Origin of the sequence: Kosakonia sp. (genome assembly GCF_032052965.1) — a bacterium.
In the GTDB taxonomy this organism is placed as follows: domain Bacteria; phylum Pseudomonadota; class Gammaproteobacteria; order Enterobacterales; family Enterobacteriaceae; genus Kosakonia.
Genome location: NZ_DAMBVN010000004.1, coordinates 149,325 through 165,595, shown reverse-complemented (window position 1 = coordinate 165,595; position 16,271 = coordinate 149,325). Strand labels below are relative to the sequence as shown.

Here is a 16,271-nt window from a genome sequence, read left to right as displayed (position 1 = left end):
CGCGCTCTCCTGGATGTTCCGGATGGGCCATCAGAATAACAGGTTGCCGATCGGCGGAGTGACTGGCCGTACGCGCTGCAGGAAAACGACGATCGCCTTTTTCTCACTGGCGCGAAGTAAGCGAAGCTAATGTGCATAATCTTGCTCGCTTTTCGCTGCTTTACTCATTTCACACCATTCGGTAGTGTGTTACCCGAGTGTTACATTTTGCAAGGATTCGGGCTGTTCATGCTTTCAGGATTGTTAATTATTCTTCTGCCGTTGATTGGCGGCTATCTTATTCCGCTGCGCCACCGCACCACCCTGCATTGGATTAATAAATTATTGAGCTGGATTGTTTATTTGATCCTGTTTTTTATGGGTATTAGCCTCGCGTTTCTGGATAACCTCAGCAGCAACCTGCTGTCTATTTTTCATTACAGTGCCGTGAGCGTAACGGTGATCCTGTTGTGTAATGCGACCGCGTTGCTGTGGCTGGAACGATCCCTGCCCTGGCAACACCAGCATCAGCAGGAAAAGCTGCCCTCACGCATTGCCATGGCGCTGGAATCCCTGCGCCTTTGCGGCGTGGTGATGCTCGGTTTCGCCCTCGGTCTTAGCGGGCTGGCCTTTTTAGAGCACGCGACTGAAGCCAGTGAATATACATTGATTTTCCTGCTGTTTTTAGTGGGCCTTCAGCTGCGTAACAGCGGTATGACGCTGAAACAGATTGTCCTGAATCGCCGTGGCATGATTATCTCAGTGGTCGTTGTTGTCAGTTCACTGGCGGGCGGCGTGATCAACGCCTTGCTGTTAGGACTGCCAATGAAAACCGGTCTGGCAATGGCCTCCGGGTTTGGCTGGTATTCGCTATCCGGTATTTTGTTAACAGAATCCTTTGGCCCGGTCATTGGCAGCGCCGCGTTCTTTACCGATCTGGCGCGTGAATTGATCGCCATTATGTTAATCCCTGGACTTGTTCGCCGCAGTCGCTCCACAGCGCTGGGTTTGTGCGGCGCCACCTCTATGGACTTTACCTTACCCGTGCTGCAGCGTTCGGGTGGGCTGGAACTGGTGCCCGCAGCCATTGTGCATGGCTTTGTGCTCAGTCTGCTGGTGCCATTATTGATGGCCTTCTTCTCTGCCTGATACCTCTTTGGCGGTAGATCTCTGCCGCTAAACTTGCGCTAAATCAATCTCCCCTTAATTTGCACACAAAAGACCTTTTAAGCCTCCGCACGCCAGCATAATCTTAAACATGTATTTCAAATATAACTTTAACATAATATAGGTGTGACCATGTTCTGTGTGCAATGTGAACAAACCATCCGAACCCCGGCAGGAAATGGCTGTGCGTATGCGCAGGGGATGTGCGGTAAAACCGCCGAAACCTCCGACCTTCAGGATTTGCTGATTGCCGCGTTACAGGGGCTCTCCGCCTGGGCCAGCAAAGCCCGCGATTACGACCTGATCGACCATGAGGTTGATAGCTTCGCTCCGCGTGCGTTCTTCTCTACGCTGACCAATGTCAACTTCGATTCCCCGCGTATTGTGGGTTATGCCCGTGAGGCGATTGCCAAACGTGAGGCGCTGAAAGCGCTCTGCCTCGCGATCGATCCCCAGGCCAGCGTGAACAACCCGATGGCCGACCTGCAACTGGTAAGCGACGATCTGGGTGAACTGCAACGTCAGGCCACCGAATTTACCCCGAACAAAGATAAAGCCGCGATTGGCGAAAATATTCTCGGCCTGCGTCTGCTATGCCTGTATGGTCTGAAAGGTGCTGCGGCTTATATGGAACATGCCCATGTTCTCGGGCAGTACGACAATGATATCTACGCGCGTTACCACAAAATTATGGCATGGCTGGGAACCTGGCCTGCCGATATGAACGCGCTGCTGGAATGTTCAATGGAAATTGGCCAGATGAACTTCAGCGTGATGAGTATTCTCGACGCGGGTGAAACCAGCATGTATGGTCACCCGACGCCAACCCAGGTGAATGTTAAAGCGGTTGCCGGTAAGTGCATTTTGATTTCCGGCCATGACCTGAAAGATCTCTACAATCTGTTGCAACAAACCGAAGGCACCGGCGTTAACGTCTATACCCATGGCGAAATGTTACCGGCGCATGGTTACCCGGAACTGCGTAAATTTAAACATCTGGTCGGTAACTACGGCAGCGGCTGGCAGAACCAGCAAGTAGAATTTGCCCGCTTCCCTGGCCCGATTGTGATGACTTCTAACTGCATTATCGATCCGACCGTTGGCGCGTATGACGATCGTATCTGGACCCGCAGCATTGTCGGCTGGCCGGGCGTGAACCACCTGGAAGGTGACGATTTCGCGCCGGTGATTAATCAGGCACAGCAAATGGCAGGTTTCCCGTTCAGCGAAATCGAACATCTGATCACCGTCGGTTTTGGCCGCCAGACCCTGCTCGGCGCGGTGGATTCGTTGATCGATCTGGTAAGCCGCGAAAAACTGCGTCACGTCTTCCTGGTGGGCGGGTGTGACGGCGCGCGCGGTGAACGTAACTACTTCACAGACTTTGCCACCCAGGTGCCGGACGACTGCCTGATCCTGACACTGGCGTGCGGTAAATATCGCTTTAACAAGCTCGACTTCGGCAACATTGAAGGGCTGCCGCGCCTGATCGATGCCGGTCAGTGCAACGACGCCTACTCTGCGATTATTCTCGCAGTAACGCTGGCAGAGAAACTGGGCTGCGGCGTCAACGATCTGCCGCTGTCGCTGGTGCTCTCCTGGTTCGAACAAAAGGCAATTGTCATTTTGCTGACGTTGCTCTCACTTGGCGTCACCAACATTGTTACCGGCCCGACCGCACCTGGCTTCCTGACACCGGATCTGCTGGCGGTGCTGAACGAAAAATTCGGCCTGCGCCAGGTAACGACCGTTGAACAGGATATGCAGCAGTTGCTGAGCGCGTAAGGAGTTAACGATGACCATGCCAACCCCTCAATGCCCATGGCGTATGCAGGTTCACCACATCCGGCAGGAAACGCCGGATGTCTGGACGTTGTCGCTGCTGTGCCATGATTACTACCCGTACCGTGCCGGGCAATACGCGCTGGTGAGCATTCGCAACAGCGCGGAAACGCTCCGTGCTTATACCCTTTCATCCACGCCGGGCGTGAGCGAATACATTACGCTGACCGTACGTCGTATTGATGATGGCGCAGGCTCGCAATGGCTGACACGAGAGGTGAAACGCGGCGATTATCTGTGGCTTTCTGCCGCGCAGGGGGATTTTACCTGCGACGATAAGCCAAACGATAAGCTGTTGCTGCTGGCGGCAGGGTGCGGCGTGACACCAATTATGTCCATGCGCCGGTGGCTGGCGAAAAACCGCCCGCACGCGGATGTTCAGGTCATTTTCAATGTGCGTTCGCCGGAAGATGTGATTTTTGCCGACGAATGGCGTGATTATCCGGTCACGCTGGTGGCAGAAAACAATGCGACCACCGGCTTTGCCGCTGGCCGTCTGAGCCGTGAACTGCTTACCTGTGTGCCGGACCTGGCACAACGCACTGTCATGACCTGCGGCCCGGCGCCTTATATGGACTGGGTTGAACAAGAAGTGAAAGCGCTGGGCGTGAAATATTTCTTTAAAGAAAAATTCTTTACGCCGGTGGCAGAAGCCGCAACAAGCGGGCTGAAATTCAGCAAGCTTTCTCCGCTGAAAACGTTTTATGCCCCCGTCGGTAGCTCCCTGCTGGAGGCGCTGGAAAGCAATAAAATGCCGGTGGTTGCCGCCTGCCGCGCGGGCGTTTGCGGTTGCTGTAAAACGCAGGTGATCTCCGGCGAGTATACCGTGAGCAGCACGATGACACTGACAGAACAGGAGATTGCCGACGGCTATGTGCTGGCGTGCTCCTGCCACCCACAAGGGGATTTGGTGCTGGCGTAAGGCATTGATAAAGCAAAACGCCCTTTATAATGAAGGGCGTTTTTTTATGACGTGTGATCAGCGTTAACAAAGATGTGCGGGTTCGCACTACTTCCAGGCTGGCGCCACGGAATAACGGCCTGCGCCAATAAACGCAACAACCAGTGCCCCGATAAAGAAATAAACAATACTTTCAATAGCCCACGCGCCGGTTGCATCCAGCGTCCCGGTTTTGCCTATCCCAACCAGTAACCAGGCCACCACCATGGTAAACGCCAGCACCAGCGCTGACGGGCGGGTAAACACGCCAAGAATGAGCAGGATCGGACACAGCACTTCACCCACCAGCACGCCATAAGCCACAAAGCCCGGGATCCCTTTTGCTGCCAGCATACCGGCGATGCCATCAATACCGCCGATTAACTTGTGCAGACCGTGGAATAACATTAAGCCGCCCACCAGCAAGCGCAGCAATAACTTGCCGAAATCCTCATGCGAAAACATATTATTAACTGAGTTTAACAATGATTTAACCATTTGAAATGATTCCTGTTTTCATCGACCATTGTCAGAATATTCCGAACTGTAAGAAAAATAAACCCCTGTTTTATTCAGGGTCAGCGCAATCTCTCACTGTCACGCATTCATTGTCTAAGCTTGTAAGCAAGATCACAAAAAGGAGCGCGTTAAATGAAACAGACAGTGGCAGCGTATATCGCCAAAACGCTGGAACAGGCCGGCGTAAAACGAATTTGGGGCGTGACTGGAGACTCCCTTAATGGCCTGAGCGACAGTCTCAATCGCATGGGCACCATCAACTGGATGCCGACACGCCATGAGGAAGTGGCCGCGTTTGCCGCCGGGGCAGAGGCGCAGCTTACCGGCGAACTGGCAGTGTGTGCCGGCTCCTGCGGGCCAGGCAACCTGCATCTGATCAACGGTCTGTTTGATTGCCACCGCAACCATGTTCCGGTGCTGGCTATCGCGGCGCATATTCCCTCCAGCGAAATTGGTAGCGGTTATTTTCAGGAAACCCACCCACAGGAGCTGTTTCGCGAATGCAGTCATTATTGCGAACTGGTTTCCACCCCGGAGCAGATCCCGCAGGTACTGGCGATTGCCATGCGCAACGCGGTACTCAATAAAGGGGTGTCCGTGATTGTGCTGCCCGGCGACGTGGCGCTCAAGCCCGCCCCCGAATCTGCCAGCAGCAATTGGTACAGCGCACCGCAACCCGTCGTTACCCCTACAGAAGAAGAACTGAAAAAACTGGCGCAACTGTTGCGCTATTCGAGCAATATCGCGCTGATGTGCGGGAGTGGCTGTGCGGGCGCGCATGAGGAATTGCTGGCCTTTGCCGGCAAACTGAATGCGCCGATTGTGCACGCCATGCGCGGTAAAGAACATGTGGAGTATGACAACCCTTACGATGTGGGCATGACCGGGTTGATTGGCTTCTCGTCCGGGTTCCATACCATGATGAACGCCGACACCTTAGTGCTGCTGGGCACACAGTTCCCTTACCGCGCTTTTTACCCTACCGACGCAAAAATTATTCAGATCGACATTAATCCTGGCAGTATCGGTGCGCACAGCAAAGTCGATATGGCGCTGGTCGGTGATATCAAAGCCACGCTTGCTGCCCTGTTACCCTTGCTGGAAGCAAAAACCGATCGCCGCTTCCTGGATAAGGCGCTGTCTGACTATCGTGAGGCACGGAAAGGCCTGGACGAACTGGCCAAACCGAGCGATAAAGCGATTCACCCGCAATATCTGGCCCAGCAGATTAGTCGCTTCGCCGATGATGACGCCATTTTTACCTGTGATGTTGGCACGCCAACCGTATGGGCGGCTCGCTACCTGAAAATGAATGGCAAACGCCGCCTGCTGGGCTCGTTTAACCACGGCTCCATGGCCAATGCGATGCCGCAAGCGCTGGGTGCGCAGGCCACCCATCCCGAAAGACAAGTGGTGGCGCTGTGCGGTGATGGCGGCTTCAGTATGCTGATGGGCGATTTTCTCTCAGTGGTACAGATGAAATTGCCCCTGAAAATCATCGTCTTTAATAACAGCGTGCTGGGGTTTGTGGCTATGGAGATGAAAGCAGGCGGTTACCTGACCGATGGCACGGAACTGCACGACACCAACTTTGCCCGCATCGCCGAGGCTTGCGGTATTCCAGGCATTCGCGTGGAGTCCTCCGCCGACGTGGATGATGCGCTGCAACGGGCCTTTGCTACGGATGGCCCGGTACTGGTGGATGTTACCGTCGCGAAAGAAGAGCTGGCGATCCCGCCGCAAATCAAACTGGAGCAGGCCAAAGGCTTTAGCCTGTATATGATGCGCGCCATTATTAGCGGCCGCGGCGATGAAGTGATCGAACTGGCGAAAACCAACTGGCTCAGGTAAAAAGAGGCATGACCCATCGTAAGATAAGGAAATGCCGTGATTGATTTACGCAGTGATACCGTCACCCGCCCGGGGCGCGCCATGCTCGAACAGATGATGGCCGCGCCGGTCGGGGATGATGTGTACGGGGATGACCCGACGGTGAATGAACTGCAACGTTATGCCGCAGAACTCAGTGGCAAAGAAGCTGCCCTGTTTCTGCCGACCGGTACCCAGGCCAATCTGGTTGCCCTGCTCAGCCATTGCGAACGCGGAGAAGAGTACATTGTCGGCCAGGGCGCGCATAACTATCTCTATGAGGCGGGCGGTGCCGCAGTGCTGGGCAGTATTCAGCCGCAGCCGATTGATGCCGCCGCTGATGGTACGCTGCCGCTGGATAAAGTCGCTGCCAAAATCAAAGCCGATGATATCCATTTCGCCCGCACCAAATTACTCAGTCTGGAAAACACCCATAATGGCAAAGTGTTGCCGCGCGACTACCTGCAACAGGCATGGGAATTTACCCGTGAACGCGGGCTGGCGCTGCACGTTGACGGCGCACGTATCTTCAATGCCCTGGTAGAGTATGACTGCGCGCTAAAAGACATTGCACAATATTGTGACTCGTTCACGATTTGCCTGTCGAAAGGCCTCGGTACACCGGTCGGCTCACTGTTGCTTGGCGACAACGTCTTTATTGCCCGTGCGCTTCGCTGGCGTAAAATGACCGGCGGCGGGATGCGTCAGGCAGGTTTCCTTGCGGCAGCGGGGCTGTATGCTCTGAAACACAACGTTGCCCGTCTGAAAGACGATCATCAGAACGCCGCCTGGCTGGCCGCACAGCTGCGCGAGATCGGCGCGGATGTCATGCGCCATGACACGAATATGCTGTTTATCCGCGTGGGCGAGCCGGCGAAGGCGCTGGGCGCGTTTATGCGCGAACGCGGCGTCCTGATTAACGCCTCTTCCGTCGTGCGACTGGTAACCCATCTTGATGTGGATCGTCAGCAACTGGCAGACGTCGTTCGCCACTGGCAAGCCTTTTTACAACGTTAAGGAGCAGCATGTGGCGCAGCGGATCCTGGTGCTGGGCGCCAGCGGTTATATTGGGCAACGGCTGGTCACTGCGCTGAGTCAGCAGGGCCATCACGTGAAAGCGGTGGCGAGACGCCTGAACCGGTTACAAAAACAGTCATTGCCGGGGGTGAGTTTTCACTGTGTTGATCTCTACTGGCCACAAGAGCTGCCCGCACTGTTACAGGATGTCGATACGCTCTACTATCTGGTGCACAGCATGGGTGAACGTGGCGACTTGGTAGCACATGAGCGGCAAATTGCCCTCAATGTGCGTGATGCGCTACGGGAAACGCCGGTTAAGCAGGTGATTTACCTCAGCTCATTGCAGGCCCCGGGCGCGACAGATTCCGATCATTTACTGGCCCGACAATATACTGGCGATCTGCTGCGGGCAGCGGGTACGCCGGTCACCGAGCTGCGAGCCGGGATCATTGTTGGTGCGGGCTCGGCAGCGTTCGAAGTCATGCGTGATATGGTTTTTAACCTGCCGGTGCTGACGCCGCCGCGTTGGGTACGTTCACGTACCACGCCGATTGCGCTGGAAAATCTGCTCTATTATCTGCTGGCGTTACTTAACCACCCGGCCCCGGAACACCGCGTCTTTGAAGCTGCCGGGCCAGACGTGCTGAGTTATCAGCATCAGTTCGCCCATTTTATGGCCGTCAGTGGTGTACACCGTCCGCTGATCCCCATCCCGCTGCCGACACGGCTCATTTCCGTTTGGTTTTTGCATCTGATCACCTCGGTGCCGCCCTCCATAGCGAAAGCCCTGATCCAGGGGCTTAAGCACGATCTGCTGGCGGACGACCGCGCCCTGCGTCGCCTGATCCCTCAAACGCTGATCCCATTTGATGACGCGGTTCGGCGCACGCTGCAGGAAGAGGAAAAACTGGTCAACTCCAGCGACTGGGGCTATGACCCGCAGGCATTTTCCCGCTGGCGCCCGCAGTATGGTTATTACCCCAAACAGGCGGGTTATACGGTACAAACCCGCGCCAGCCTGAGCGCATTATGGGACGTGGTAAACCGGATCGGCGGTAAAGAGCGTTACTTTTTTGGCAATTTACTGTGGCAGGCGCGTGCCGCGCTGGATCACCTGGCTGGCCATAAACTGCCGCGTGGCCGCCCGGATCGGGCATATTTACAGACTGGCGACGCGGTAGACAGTTGGAAAGTGATCATCGTCGAACCCGAGGAACAACTGGCGTTGTTGTTTGGCATGAAAGCGCCCGGTCTGGGACGGCTCTGTTTTACCCTTACCGACAAAGGTGATTACCGGCTACTGGATGTCCGCGCCTGGTGGCATCCACACGGTATGCCAGGGCTGGGCTACTGGCTGGCGATGTTCCCGGCGCACCTGTTCATTTTTCGTGGGATGGCGCAAAAAATTGCCCGTCTGGCAGAACAAAATGCAGAAAAAGTCTGACGTTAACCGTTTTTCTTTCATCAATCCCATTGCATAGCGGCGTAATTCACGGAAGAATGCGCGCGATAAATGCCATTCAAACTAGTGGATTGATATGAAGGTTCTGGTCACGGGCGCCACCAGCGGTTTAGGCCGAAACGCGGTCGAATATCTCCGTCAAAAAGGTATCAGCGTCCGGGCAACTGGCCGCAACGAAGCCATGGGCAAGTTGCTGAGCAAAATGGGCGCGGAGTTTGTGCATGCAGATCTGACCGAGCTGGTCTCATCGCAGGCCAAGGTGATGCTCGCCGGAATCGACACGCTGTGGCACTGCTCCAGCTTTACTTCGCCGTGGGGCACTCAGCAAGCCTTTGATCTCGCCAATGTGCGTGCCACCCGTCGCCTGGGTGAATGGGCGGTGGCGTGGGGAGTGCGGAACTTCATTCATATCTCCTCCCCTTCACTCTATTTTGATTATCATCACCACCGGGATATTCAGGAGACGTTTCGCCCTGTTCGCTTTGCTAACGAATTCGCACGCAGCAAAGCAGCCGGAGAAGAAGTGATCGATCTGCTCGCTCAGGCCAACCCCAACACCCGCTTTACTGTTTTGCGCCCGCAAAGTCTCTTTGGCCCGCACGACAAAGTGTTTATTCCCCGTCTGGCGCAAATGATGCACCACTACCGCAGCGTATTACTGCCCCGTGGCGGCGATGCGCTGGTGGATATGACCTACTACGAAAATGCGGTACATGCGATGTGGCTGGCGAGCCAGCAACATTGCGACAACCTGCCATCCGGGCGCGCATATAATATCACCAACGGTGAACCACGCTCGCTACGCAGCATTGTGCAGAAGTTGATTGATGAGCTGAATATTCACTGCCGTATCCGTTCGGTTCCCTATGCGATGCTGGATATGGTGGCACGCAGTATGGAGCACTTCGGCGATAAGCGTTCGAAAGAGCCGGCCTTTACTCACTATGGCGTGTCGAAACTCAATTTCGACTTTACGCTGGACATCTCCCGAGCCAAAGAAGAGCTGGGTTATACGCCGATTGTCACGCTGGATGAAGGCATTGAACGCACGGCGTACTGGCTAAAAGACCACGGCACGTTGCACCGCTAAGACGGGTTAAAACGGCCCTGACTTGATTTCAGAGACGCGCTGGCCGTTTTTATCAATGTAGAACCATTGACCGCCCATCAGAGCTACGTGCTCGCCATCCTTTTGCGGCGCGCAGCCATTGCAGACCAGCGCTTTTCCCGCATTAAACTGCCAGGCATAATCGAACTGCGGTGCAATCCGGTTGCGAAACGTGTCATCCCAGTAGCCAACTTTGCCATTCTGCCGGGAGCGCACCAGCCCTTCGACAAACCAGTCCGGACCGTTATCAAAGTGAACCACTGACAGGTAATTATCCGCGGAACGCACGTAATAATCCGCATCCGGCAATTGCGCATCGCGCGTGTAATCATATAACCCGACCCACGACATACCATCCACATCGTGGCTTTTGGCGAACAGATCCGGCAAGAACACCAGTTTGCCCTCTTTTACTGCTGCGCATTTGTCGAGCTTTTCCAGTGTGTCGGTTTTTTTATTCCAGTAAGAACAACCGTACACCGGCTTCAGCGCAGCCTGCGTTGAAAAAGCCGCCATCAGGAGCATGCCGGTGATGATGCGACACATCATGTGCGTTGACCTCGTCATTAATAAACCTGCAGCGGTTATCCCGCCTGCCCATATTTTTCCAGTAATGCTTCGGCAATCGCCACACTCTCGGCATCCGCCATCCCATTCCACAATGCAGGGCGGAAATGCATTTGAAACGCCATGATCACCCGTTTCTGTTGCTCCAGCGTCATTTGCGGTTTGACCTCATAGCCATAGCGCGCCAGTAAATCGAGCAACAAAGCGTTATCAACAGCCTGATACGGCGGACGCCCTTGCAGATAAAACGCCACGCGCTCTCGATCCGGCCAGGCCCCGATGCCCTGAACAGCAAGTGCCTGCCAGGGGAACAGTGGCCCCGGATCGTCTTTACGCTGCGGGGCAATATCCGCATGCGCTACCACGTTTTGCGGGGCAATGTTGTAGCGCGCAACAATATCTTTTACCAGTGGAATCAACGCAGTAATTTGCGCTGGCGCAAAAGGCGCGAATTGTTTTCCTTGCGGAGTGTTACGCCAGCCGCGATTCTCCAGTTCAATACCGATGGAGGTATCGTTAATCCGCGTTGCCCCTCGCCAGAAGCTGACGCCAGCATGCCAGGCAAGATCCTGCTCCGGCACAAGTTGCCAGATCCTCGGTTTTCCGCCATGGCGCGGCGGGCTGGCCGGGATCAAATAGTGCGAACTGACCTGTTTATCGGTGAGTGTGGCCAGTGATACATCAAAATCGTCTGCCGTGTAGTGAATAACCAGCACTTTTACCCGGGGGTAAGCCGCCTGTGCCTGCCGTCGGGTATCAAGCTGGTAATGGGCTTTATCAATAATGCCTTTTTCGCTCGCGCATCCCACCAGCAGCCACGCCAGCAGTATGACTATCCCTCTTTTCATGGGCGCGTTTTCACCGCCGTACCACTGACGCTGACCATTAACATACTGCCGTCTTTGCCGACAGTTTCATAATCAATATCAATACCGACGACCGCATTTGCTCCCAGCGCTTTGGCCTGCTCACCGAGTTCGTGGAAGGCAATTTCCCGCGCTTTGCGCAGCTCTTTTTCATACGATCCGGCGCGCCCGCCGACGATGTCGCGGATGCCAGCAAAGAAGTCGCGAAAAATATTCGCCCCGAGAATGGCTTCCCCGGTGACCACACCGCAGTATTCAAAGATTGGTTGCCCTTCGAGGGTTGGCGTTGTGGAAAATTGCATCGTCTTCTCCTTTTAGTCATCAGTGCGTTACGACACACATTATCAGATCAATACACTATTCTTGAAAGGGAGTGACATCTTAAGAGAAATAAGGAAATCATCATGCGCTATTCCGTTTTGTCTGTTGTAATGCCCTGCGCGCTGTTATTGAGCGCCTGTACCACTGTCACACCGGCATTTAAGGATATTGGTACTCGTAGCGGCCCGTGTGTTGAAGGCGGCCCCGATAGTGTCGCGCAACAATTTTACGACTACCGTATTGCCCATCCCAACAGCAACCTGGACGCGCTGCGTCCCTACCTGAGCGACTCGCTCGCTAAAACACTCGCCGATGCCAGCCGCGACACGCGTAACGCTGCATTACTGAAAGCTGACCCGTTCTCCAGCCACAGTGTTGCGCCAACCGGGGCGAATGTCGCCAGCGCGTCGAGCATGCCGAATACCGATGCACGAAATATTCCCCTGCGCGTCACGCTGAGCCAGGGCAGCCAGCAGTGGCAAGATGAAGTGCTGATGATCCGTGAAGGCCAGTGCTGGGCAGTGGATGATGTGCGCTATTTGGGCGGTAAGATCAATGCTCCATCAGGCACGCTGCGCCAGTCCCTTGCCCATCGGTGACTGTATGCAAGCTGAATAAATAATCCCCGCAAAATGTCTGGCATTCCGCGACGAATGCCGACATTTATGCCTGGTTCCCTCCCGCCCCGGTATTTTGTGCTAACTTTATGTATGAACTTGGTTTATTTTTAAGTTTTAACGCACAAATATTGCATAACTATTCTGTCAACGTTACTATTTGCGGCCTCAATTGCTATCAGACTGCTTCGATGAGTATTAAATTAAACAGCATCAATTGCTTTTATGGCGCGCACCAGGCGCTGTTCGATATCACACTGGATTGCCCTCAGGGCGAGACCCTGGTGCTGCTCGGCCCAAGCGGTGCGGGTAAAAGTTCGCTGTTGCGCGTACTCAACCTGCTGGAAATGCCGCGTTCCGGCCAGTTAAGCATTGCCGGTAATCAGTTCGATTTTGCCAAAACCCCGTCAGATAAAGCGATCCGTGAATTGCGCCAGAATGTGGGTATGGTGTTTCAGCAATACAATCTCTGGCCGCATCTGACCGTGCAGCAAAACCTGATTGAAGCACCGTGCCGCGTGCTCGGTTTAAGCAAAGATCAGGCACTGGCGCGTGCCGAAAAGCTGCTGGAACGTTTACGCCTTACGCCCTATAGCGATCGCTATCCGCTGCATTTATCTGGCGGGCAGCAACAGCGTGTGGCGATTGCCCGTGCGCTGATGATGGAACCGCAGGTTCTGCTGTTTGATGAACCCACCGCAGCGCTCGATCCGGAAATCACCGCACAGATCGTCAGCATCATTCGTGAACTGGCAGAAACCGGGATTACTCAGGTTATTGTGACCCACGAAGTGGAAGTGGCGCGCAAGACAGCCAGCCGCGTGGTGTATATGGAAAACGGTCACATTGTTGAGCAAGGGGATGCGGGCTGCTTTGCCGCGCCGCAGACCGACGCGTTTAAATACTACCTATCTCACTGAAGAATCGGGAATAATGACAATGAAAAAAGTACTGATCGCCGCGCTACTTGCAAGCATCAGCCTTAGCGCTACCGCAGCCCAGACCATCCGCTTCGCGACCGAAGCGAGCTACCCTCCGTTTGAATCCACAGACGCCAACAACAAAATCGTCGGTTTTGACGTGGATCTGGCTAACGCGCTGTGTAAAGAGATCGACGCTACCTGTACTTTTACCAACCAGGCATTTGACAGCCTGATCCCCAGCCTGAAATTCCGTCGTTTCGACGCAGTGATGGCGGGCATGGATATCACCCCGGAGCGTGAAAAACAGGTACTGTTCACCACCCCGTACTATGACAACTCTGCGCTGTTTGTTGGCCAGCAGGGCAAGTTCACCGGCATCGACCAGCTGAAAGGCAAACGTGTTGGCGTACAAAACGGCACCACGCATCAGAAATTCATTAACGATAAGCACCCGGAAATTACCACCGTACCTTACGACAGCTATCAGAACGCCCGTCTCGACCTACAAAACGGTCGTATTGATGCGGTATTTGGTGACACCGCCGTAGTGACCGAGTGGCTGAAAGCAGATGCCAAACTGGCTGCAGTAGGCGACAAAGTGACTGATAAAGAGTACTTCGGCACCGGTTTAGGTATCGCCGTACGTCAGGGCAACACTGAACTGCAGCAGAAATTCAACACTGCGCTGGAAAAAGTGAAGAAAGATGGGACTTACCAGACCATCTATAACAAATGGTTCCAGAAGTAATACTTAATGAACGAAATGTTTCCATTAGCGAGCGCCGCCGGGATGACCGTCGGCCTTGCCGTTTGTGCGCTGATCATCGGCCTGATTCTGGCAATGATCTTTGCCGTCTGGGAGTCCGTTAAATGGCGTCCCATTGCATGGATTGGCACGGCGTGGGTCACACTGCTGCGCGGCTTGCCTGAAATCCTGGTGGTGCTGTTTATCTATTTTGGCTCCTCACAGCTGTTACTGGTGCTTTCCGATGGTTTTTCCATCAACCTGGGTGTCGTGCGCATTCCGGTACAGGTACAGATTGAGAACTTTGATGTCAGCCCCTTCTTTTGTGGTGTGATCGCCCTGTCACTGCTGTATGCAGCCTACGCTTCGCAAACGCTGCGCGGCGCGCTGAAAGCCGTACCGGATGGGCAACGCGAATCCGGCCAGGCGCTGGGTCTGTCGAAAGCGGCGATCTTCTTCCGTCTGGTGATGCCGCAAATGTGGCGTCATGCGCTTCCAGGGCTGGGGAACCAGTGGCTGGTGTTGCTCAAAGACACCGCGCTGGTGTCGCTGATCAGCGTTAACGACCTGATGCTGCAAACCAAAAGTATCGCTACCCGTACGCAGGAGCCGTTTACCTGGTACATTGTGGCGGCGGCGATTTACCTGGTGATCACCCTGCTCAGCCAGTGGATCCTTAAACGTATTGATCTGCGCGCCACGCGCTTTGAACGGAGACCGGGCTGATGCTGGAATTCTTACCCGAACTGTTCAAAGGCCTGCATACCAGTTTGACGCTGACCGTGGCATCACTGGTGGTTGCGCTGGTGCTTTCACTGGTGTTCACCATTGTGCTGACCCTGAAAACACCGGTACTGACGCTGATTGTGCGCGGTTACATTACCCTGTTTACCGGCACACCGCTGCTGGTACAGATCTTCCTGATCTACTACGGGCCGGGGCAGTTTCCGACATTGCAGAACTACCCGGTAATCTGGCATTTGCTGTCGGAGCCGTGGCTGTGCGCACTATTGGCACTGTCGCTGAACAGCGCCGCCTACACCACCCAGCTTTTTTACGGGGCGATTCGTGCTATTCCGGACGGTCAATGGCAATCCTGCCAGGCACTGGGAATGAGTAAAAAAGAGACGCTGGCGATTTTGCTGCCTTATGCGTTTAAACGTGCACTCTCCTCCTACTCCAACGAAGTGGTGCTGGTGTTTAAGAGTACTTCGCTGGCCTACACCATCACGCTGATGGAAGTGATGGGGCATGGACAGTTGCTCTACGGGCGCACCTACGATGTGATGGTATTTGGTGCGGCCGGTCTGATTTATCTGGTGGTGAATGGTCTGCTGACCCTGATGATGCGTCTGATTGAACGCAAAGCGCTGGCTTTCGAACGTCGCAACTGATTGCATAAATAATAAACACGAGGCGGGTAACGCATTTATTACCCGCCTTTTTTATTGGCCACATAAAATAGTTAAGCATTTTTGTTGCATATAAATTCAGTAGATGGCATTGTTAGCCCATGCCTCAGACACGGCAACAACAATAAGATTGACAGACAGGAGTTCCATAATGAAAAAACTGATACTGGCCGCCCTTCTCGCCACTTTCGCCGCAGGTGCCTCTGCTGCTGATAAAATTAATTTTGGCGTTTCCGCCACCTACCCGCCGTTCGAATCGATGGATGCGAACAACAAAATCGTCGGTTTTGATATCGATCTGGCCAATGCGCTGTGCAAACAGATGCAGGCAGAGTGCACGTTCACGAACCACGCCTTTGACAGCCTGATCCCGGCACTGAAATTTAAAAAATATGATGCGGTGATTTCGGGTATGGATATCACGCCGGAACGTAGTAAACAGGTTGCCTTTACCGAACCGTACTATGCCAACTCTGCGCTGGTTATTGCCAAAAAAGACGCTTTCAAGTCCTTTGAGGATCTGAAAGGTAAACGTATCGGTATGGAAAACGGCACCACACACCAGAAATACCTGCAGGATAAGCACCCGGAAGTCAAAACAGTGGCCTATGACAGCTACCAGAATGCGATTATCGACCTGAAAAATGGCCGTCTGGATGGCGTCTTCGGCGATACGGCAGTAGTAAATGAGTGGCTGAAAACCAACCCACAACTGGGGGTTGCTACGCCAAAAGTGACCGACGCGCAATACTTTGGTACCGGCCTTGGCATTGCGGTACGTCCGGACAATAAAGCCCTGCTGGAAAAACTGAACGCCGCATTGAAAGCCATTAAAGCCGACGGCACGTATCAGAAAATCAGCGACCAGTGGTTCCCGCAGTAATCTGCACATAACCCGATGAGCTTCGACTCAT

At 54.2% G+C, this 16,271-nt stretch carries 17 protein-coding genes; 13 read left to right on the top strand and 4 right to left on the bottom strand.

Annotation, left to right across the window (positions count from 1 at the left end; translation table 11 throughout):
• Positions 1–228: 228 nt before the first annotated feature.
• From RTX30_RS07585 to hcr, 3 genes are all read left to right on the top strand, one after another.
• Positions 229–1,128, top strand: a complete 900-nt coding sequence (locus tag RTX30_RS07585) for a lysine exporter LysO family protein (protein ID WP_312688545.1) — start codon at positions 229–231, stop codon at positions 1,126–1,128.
• Positions 1,129–1,278: 150 nt separating this feature from the next.
• A complete protein-coding gene (hcp, locus tag RTX30_RS07580; protein WP_312688544.1) occupies positions 1,279–2,931 on the top strand; it encodes a hydroxylamine reductase in 1,653 nt (550 codons plus the stop codon).
• Between the two features lie 10 nt (positions 2,932–2,941).
• The gene (hcr, locus tag RTX30_RS07575) at positions 2,942–3,910 is read left to right on the top strand and encodes an NADH oxidoreductase (protein ID WP_312688543.1); all 969 of its coding nucleotides are present in this window, start codon (positions 2,942–2,944) and stop codon (positions 3,908–3,910) included.
• An 87-nt stretch (positions 3,911–3,997) separates the two neighbouring features.
• Here the strand turns inward: hcr and RTX30_RS07570 are convergent, their stop codons facing one another.
• Positions 3,998–4,426, bottom strand: coding sequence for a DoxX family protein (locus tag RTX30_RS07570; protein ID WP_312688542.1), 429 nt, complete (start codon positions 4,424–4,426; stop codon positions 3,998–4,000).
• Positions 4,427–4,579: 153 nt separating this feature from the next.
• Here RTX30_RS07570 and poxB point away from each other — a divergent pair, with 153 nt between their 5' ends.
• The 4 genes from poxB to RTX30_RS07550 all read left to right on the top strand — a co-directional run bounded on the left by poxB (position 4,580) and on the right by RTX30_RS07550 (position 9,888).
• A complete protein-coding gene (gene poxB / locus RTX30_RS07565) occupies positions 4,580–6,298 on the top strand; it encodes a ubiquinone-dependent pyruvate dehydrogenase (RefSeq protein WP_312688541.1) in 1,719 nt (572 codons plus the stop codon).
• Positions 6,299–6,334: 36 nt separating this feature from the next.
• Entirely contained in the window at positions 6,335–7,333 is a 999-nt protein-coding gene (gene ltaE, locus RTX30_RS07560) for a low-specificity L-threonine aldolase (RefSeq protein WP_312688540.1), read from the top strand.
• 10 nt (positions 7,334–7,343) lie between these two features.
• Positions 7,344–8,780 (top strand): DUF2867 domain-containing protein, encoded by a 1,437-nt coding sequence (locus RTX30_RS07555; protein WP_312688752.1) that lies wholly within the window; start codon positions 7,344–7,346, stop codon positions 8,778–8,780.
• Positions 8,781–8,874: 94 nt separating this feature from the next.
• On the top strand, positions 8,875–9,888 hold the full coding sequence (locus RTX30_RS07550) for an NAD(P)-dependent oxidoreductase (protein WP_312688539.1): 1,014 nt from the start codon (positions 8,875–8,877) through the stop codon (positions 9,886–9,888).
• Positions 9,889–9,894: 6 nt separating this feature from the next.
• On the opposite strand, the gene RTX30_RS07545 is transcribed toward RTX30_RS07550, so the two are convergent.
• From RTX30_RS07545 to RTX30_RS07535, 3 genes are read right to left on the bottom strand one after another with little or no spacing between them, the layout of a single operon-like run.
• On the bottom strand, positions 9,895–10,455 hold the full coding sequence (locus tag RTX30_RS07545; RefSeq protein ID WP_312688538.1) for a WG repeat-containing protein: 561 nt from the start codon (positions 10,453–10,455) through the stop codon (positions 9,895–9,897).
• 35 nt (positions 10,456–10,490) lie between these two features.
• On the bottom strand, positions 10,491–11,321 hold the full coding sequence (locus RTX30_RS07540; RefSeq protein WP_312688536.1) for an N-acetylmuramoyl-L-alanine amidase: 831 nt from the start codon (positions 11,319–11,321) through the stop codon (positions 10,491–10,493).
• A complete protein-coding gene (locus RTX30_RS07535) occupies positions 11,318–11,641 on the bottom strand; it encodes a heavy metal-binding domain-containing protein (RefSeq protein WP_312688534.1) in 324 nt (107 codons plus the stop codon). The genes RTX30_RS07540 and RTX30_RS07535 overlap by 4 nt, the downstream gene beginning before the upstream one ends.
• 102 nt (positions 11,642–11,743) lie before the next feature.
• Here RTX30_RS07535 and RTX30_RS07530 point away from each other — a divergent pair, with 102 nt between their 5' ends.
• The 6 genes from RTX30_RS07530 to artJ all read left to right on the top strand — a co-directional run bounded on the left by RTX30_RS07530 (position 11,744) and on the right by artJ (position 16,240).
• Entirely contained in the window at positions 11,744–12,259 is a 516-nt protein-coding gene (locus RTX30_RS07530; protein WP_312688533.1) for a lipoprotein, read from the top strand.
• A 209-nt stretch (positions 12,260–12,468) separates the two neighbouring features.
• Positions 12,469–13,197, top strand: a complete 729-nt coding sequence (gene artP, locus RTX30_RS07525; RefSeq protein ID WP_312688531.1) for an arginine ABC transporter ATP-binding protein ArtP — start codon at positions 12,469–12,471, stop codon at positions 13,195–13,197.
• A gap of 19 nt (positions 13,198–13,216) precedes the next feature.
• Positions 13,217–13,948, top strand: a complete 732-nt coding sequence (gene artI / locus RTX30_RS07520) for an arginine ABC transporter substrate-binding protein ArtI (protein ID WP_312688529.1) — start codon at positions 13,217–13,219, stop codon at positions 13,946–13,948.
• Positions 13,949–13,954: 6 nt separating this feature from the next.
• Positions 13,955–14,671 (top strand): arginine ABC transporter permease ArtQ, encoded by a 717-nt coding sequence (artQ, locus tag RTX30_RS07515; protein WP_312688527.1) that lies wholly within the window; start codon positions 13,955–13,957, stop codon positions 14,669–14,671.
• A complete protein-coding gene (gene artM, locus RTX30_RS07510) occupies positions 14,671–15,339 on the top strand; it encodes an arginine ABC transporter permease ArtM (RefSeq protein WP_312688525.1) in 669 nt (222 codons plus the stop codon). Before artQ ends, artM begins: the two co-directional genes overlap by 1 nt.
• Before the next feature lie 169 nt (positions 15,340–15,508).
• Positions 15,509–16,240: an arginine ABC transporter substrate-binding protein ArtJ gene (gene artJ, locus RTX30_RS07505; RefSeq protein ID WP_312688523.1), complete on the top strand. Its 732-nt coding sequence runs from the start codon at positions 15,509–15,511 to the stop codon at positions 16,238–16,240.
• Positions 16,241–16,271: the final 31 nt, after the last annotated feature.

Excerpts from the sequence above, each read along its gene's own strand:
- artP (WP_312688531.1), top strand. The coding sequence starts at position 12,469 with ATGAGTATTAAATTAAACAGCATCAATTGCTTTTATGGCGCGCACCAG.
- RTX30_RS07530 (WP_312688533.1), top strand. The coding sequence starts at position 11,744 with ATGCGCTATTCCGTTTTGTCTGTTGTAATGCCCTGCGCGCTGTTATTG.
- RTX30_RS07545 (WP_312688538.1), bottom strand. The coding sequence starts at position 10,455 with ATGATGTGTCGCATCATCACCGGCATGCTCCTGATGGCGGCTTTTTCA.
- RTX30_RS07585 (WP_312688545.1), top strand. The coding sequence starts at position 229 with ATGCTTTCAGGATTGTTAATTATTCTTCTGCCGTTGATTGGCGGCTAT.
- hcp (WP_312688544.1), top strand. The coding sequence starts at position 1,279 with ATGTTCTGTGTGCAATGTGAACAAACCATCCGAACCCCGGCAGGAAAT.
- RTX30_RS07540 (WP_312688536.1), bottom strand. The coding sequence starts at position 11,321 with ATGAAAAGAGGGATAGTCATACTGCTGGCGTGGCTGCTGGTGGGATGC.
- artM (WP_312688525.1), top strand. The coding sequence starts at position 14,671 with ATGCTGGAATTCTTACCCGAACTGTTCAAAGGCCTGCATACCAGTTTG.
- artI (WP_312688529.1), top strand. The coding sequence starts at position 13,217 with ATGAAAAAAGTACTGATCGCCGCGCTACTTGCAAGCATCAGCCTTAGC.
- artJ (WP_312688523.1), top strand. The coding sequence starts at position 15,509 with ATGAAAAAACTGATACTGGCCGCCCTTCTCGCCACTTTCGCCGCAGGT.
- RTX30_RS07570 (WP_312688542.1), bottom strand. The coding sequence starts at position 4,426 with ATGGTTAAATCATTGTTAAACTCAGTTAATAATATGTTTTCGCATGAG.
- hcr (WP_312688543.1), top strand. The coding sequence starts at position 2,942 with ATGACCATGCCAACCCCTCAATGCCCATGGCGTATGCAGGTTCACCAC.
- poxB (WP_312688541.1), top strand. The coding sequence starts at position 4,580 with ATGAAACAGACAGTGGCAGCGTATATCGCCAAAACGCTGGAACAGGCC.
- RTX30_RS07535 (WP_312688534.1), bottom strand. The coding sequence starts at position 11,641 with ATGCAATTTTCCACAACGCCAACCCTCGAAGGGCAACCAATCTTTGAA.
- artQ (WP_312688527.1), top strand. The coding sequence starts at position 13,955 with ATGAACGAAATGTTTCCATTAGCGAGCGCCGCCGGGATGACCGTCGGC.
- RTX30_RS07550 (WP_312688539.1), top strand. The coding sequence starts at position 8,875 with ATGAAGGTTCTGGTCACGGGCGCCACCAGCGGTTTAGGCCGAAACGCG.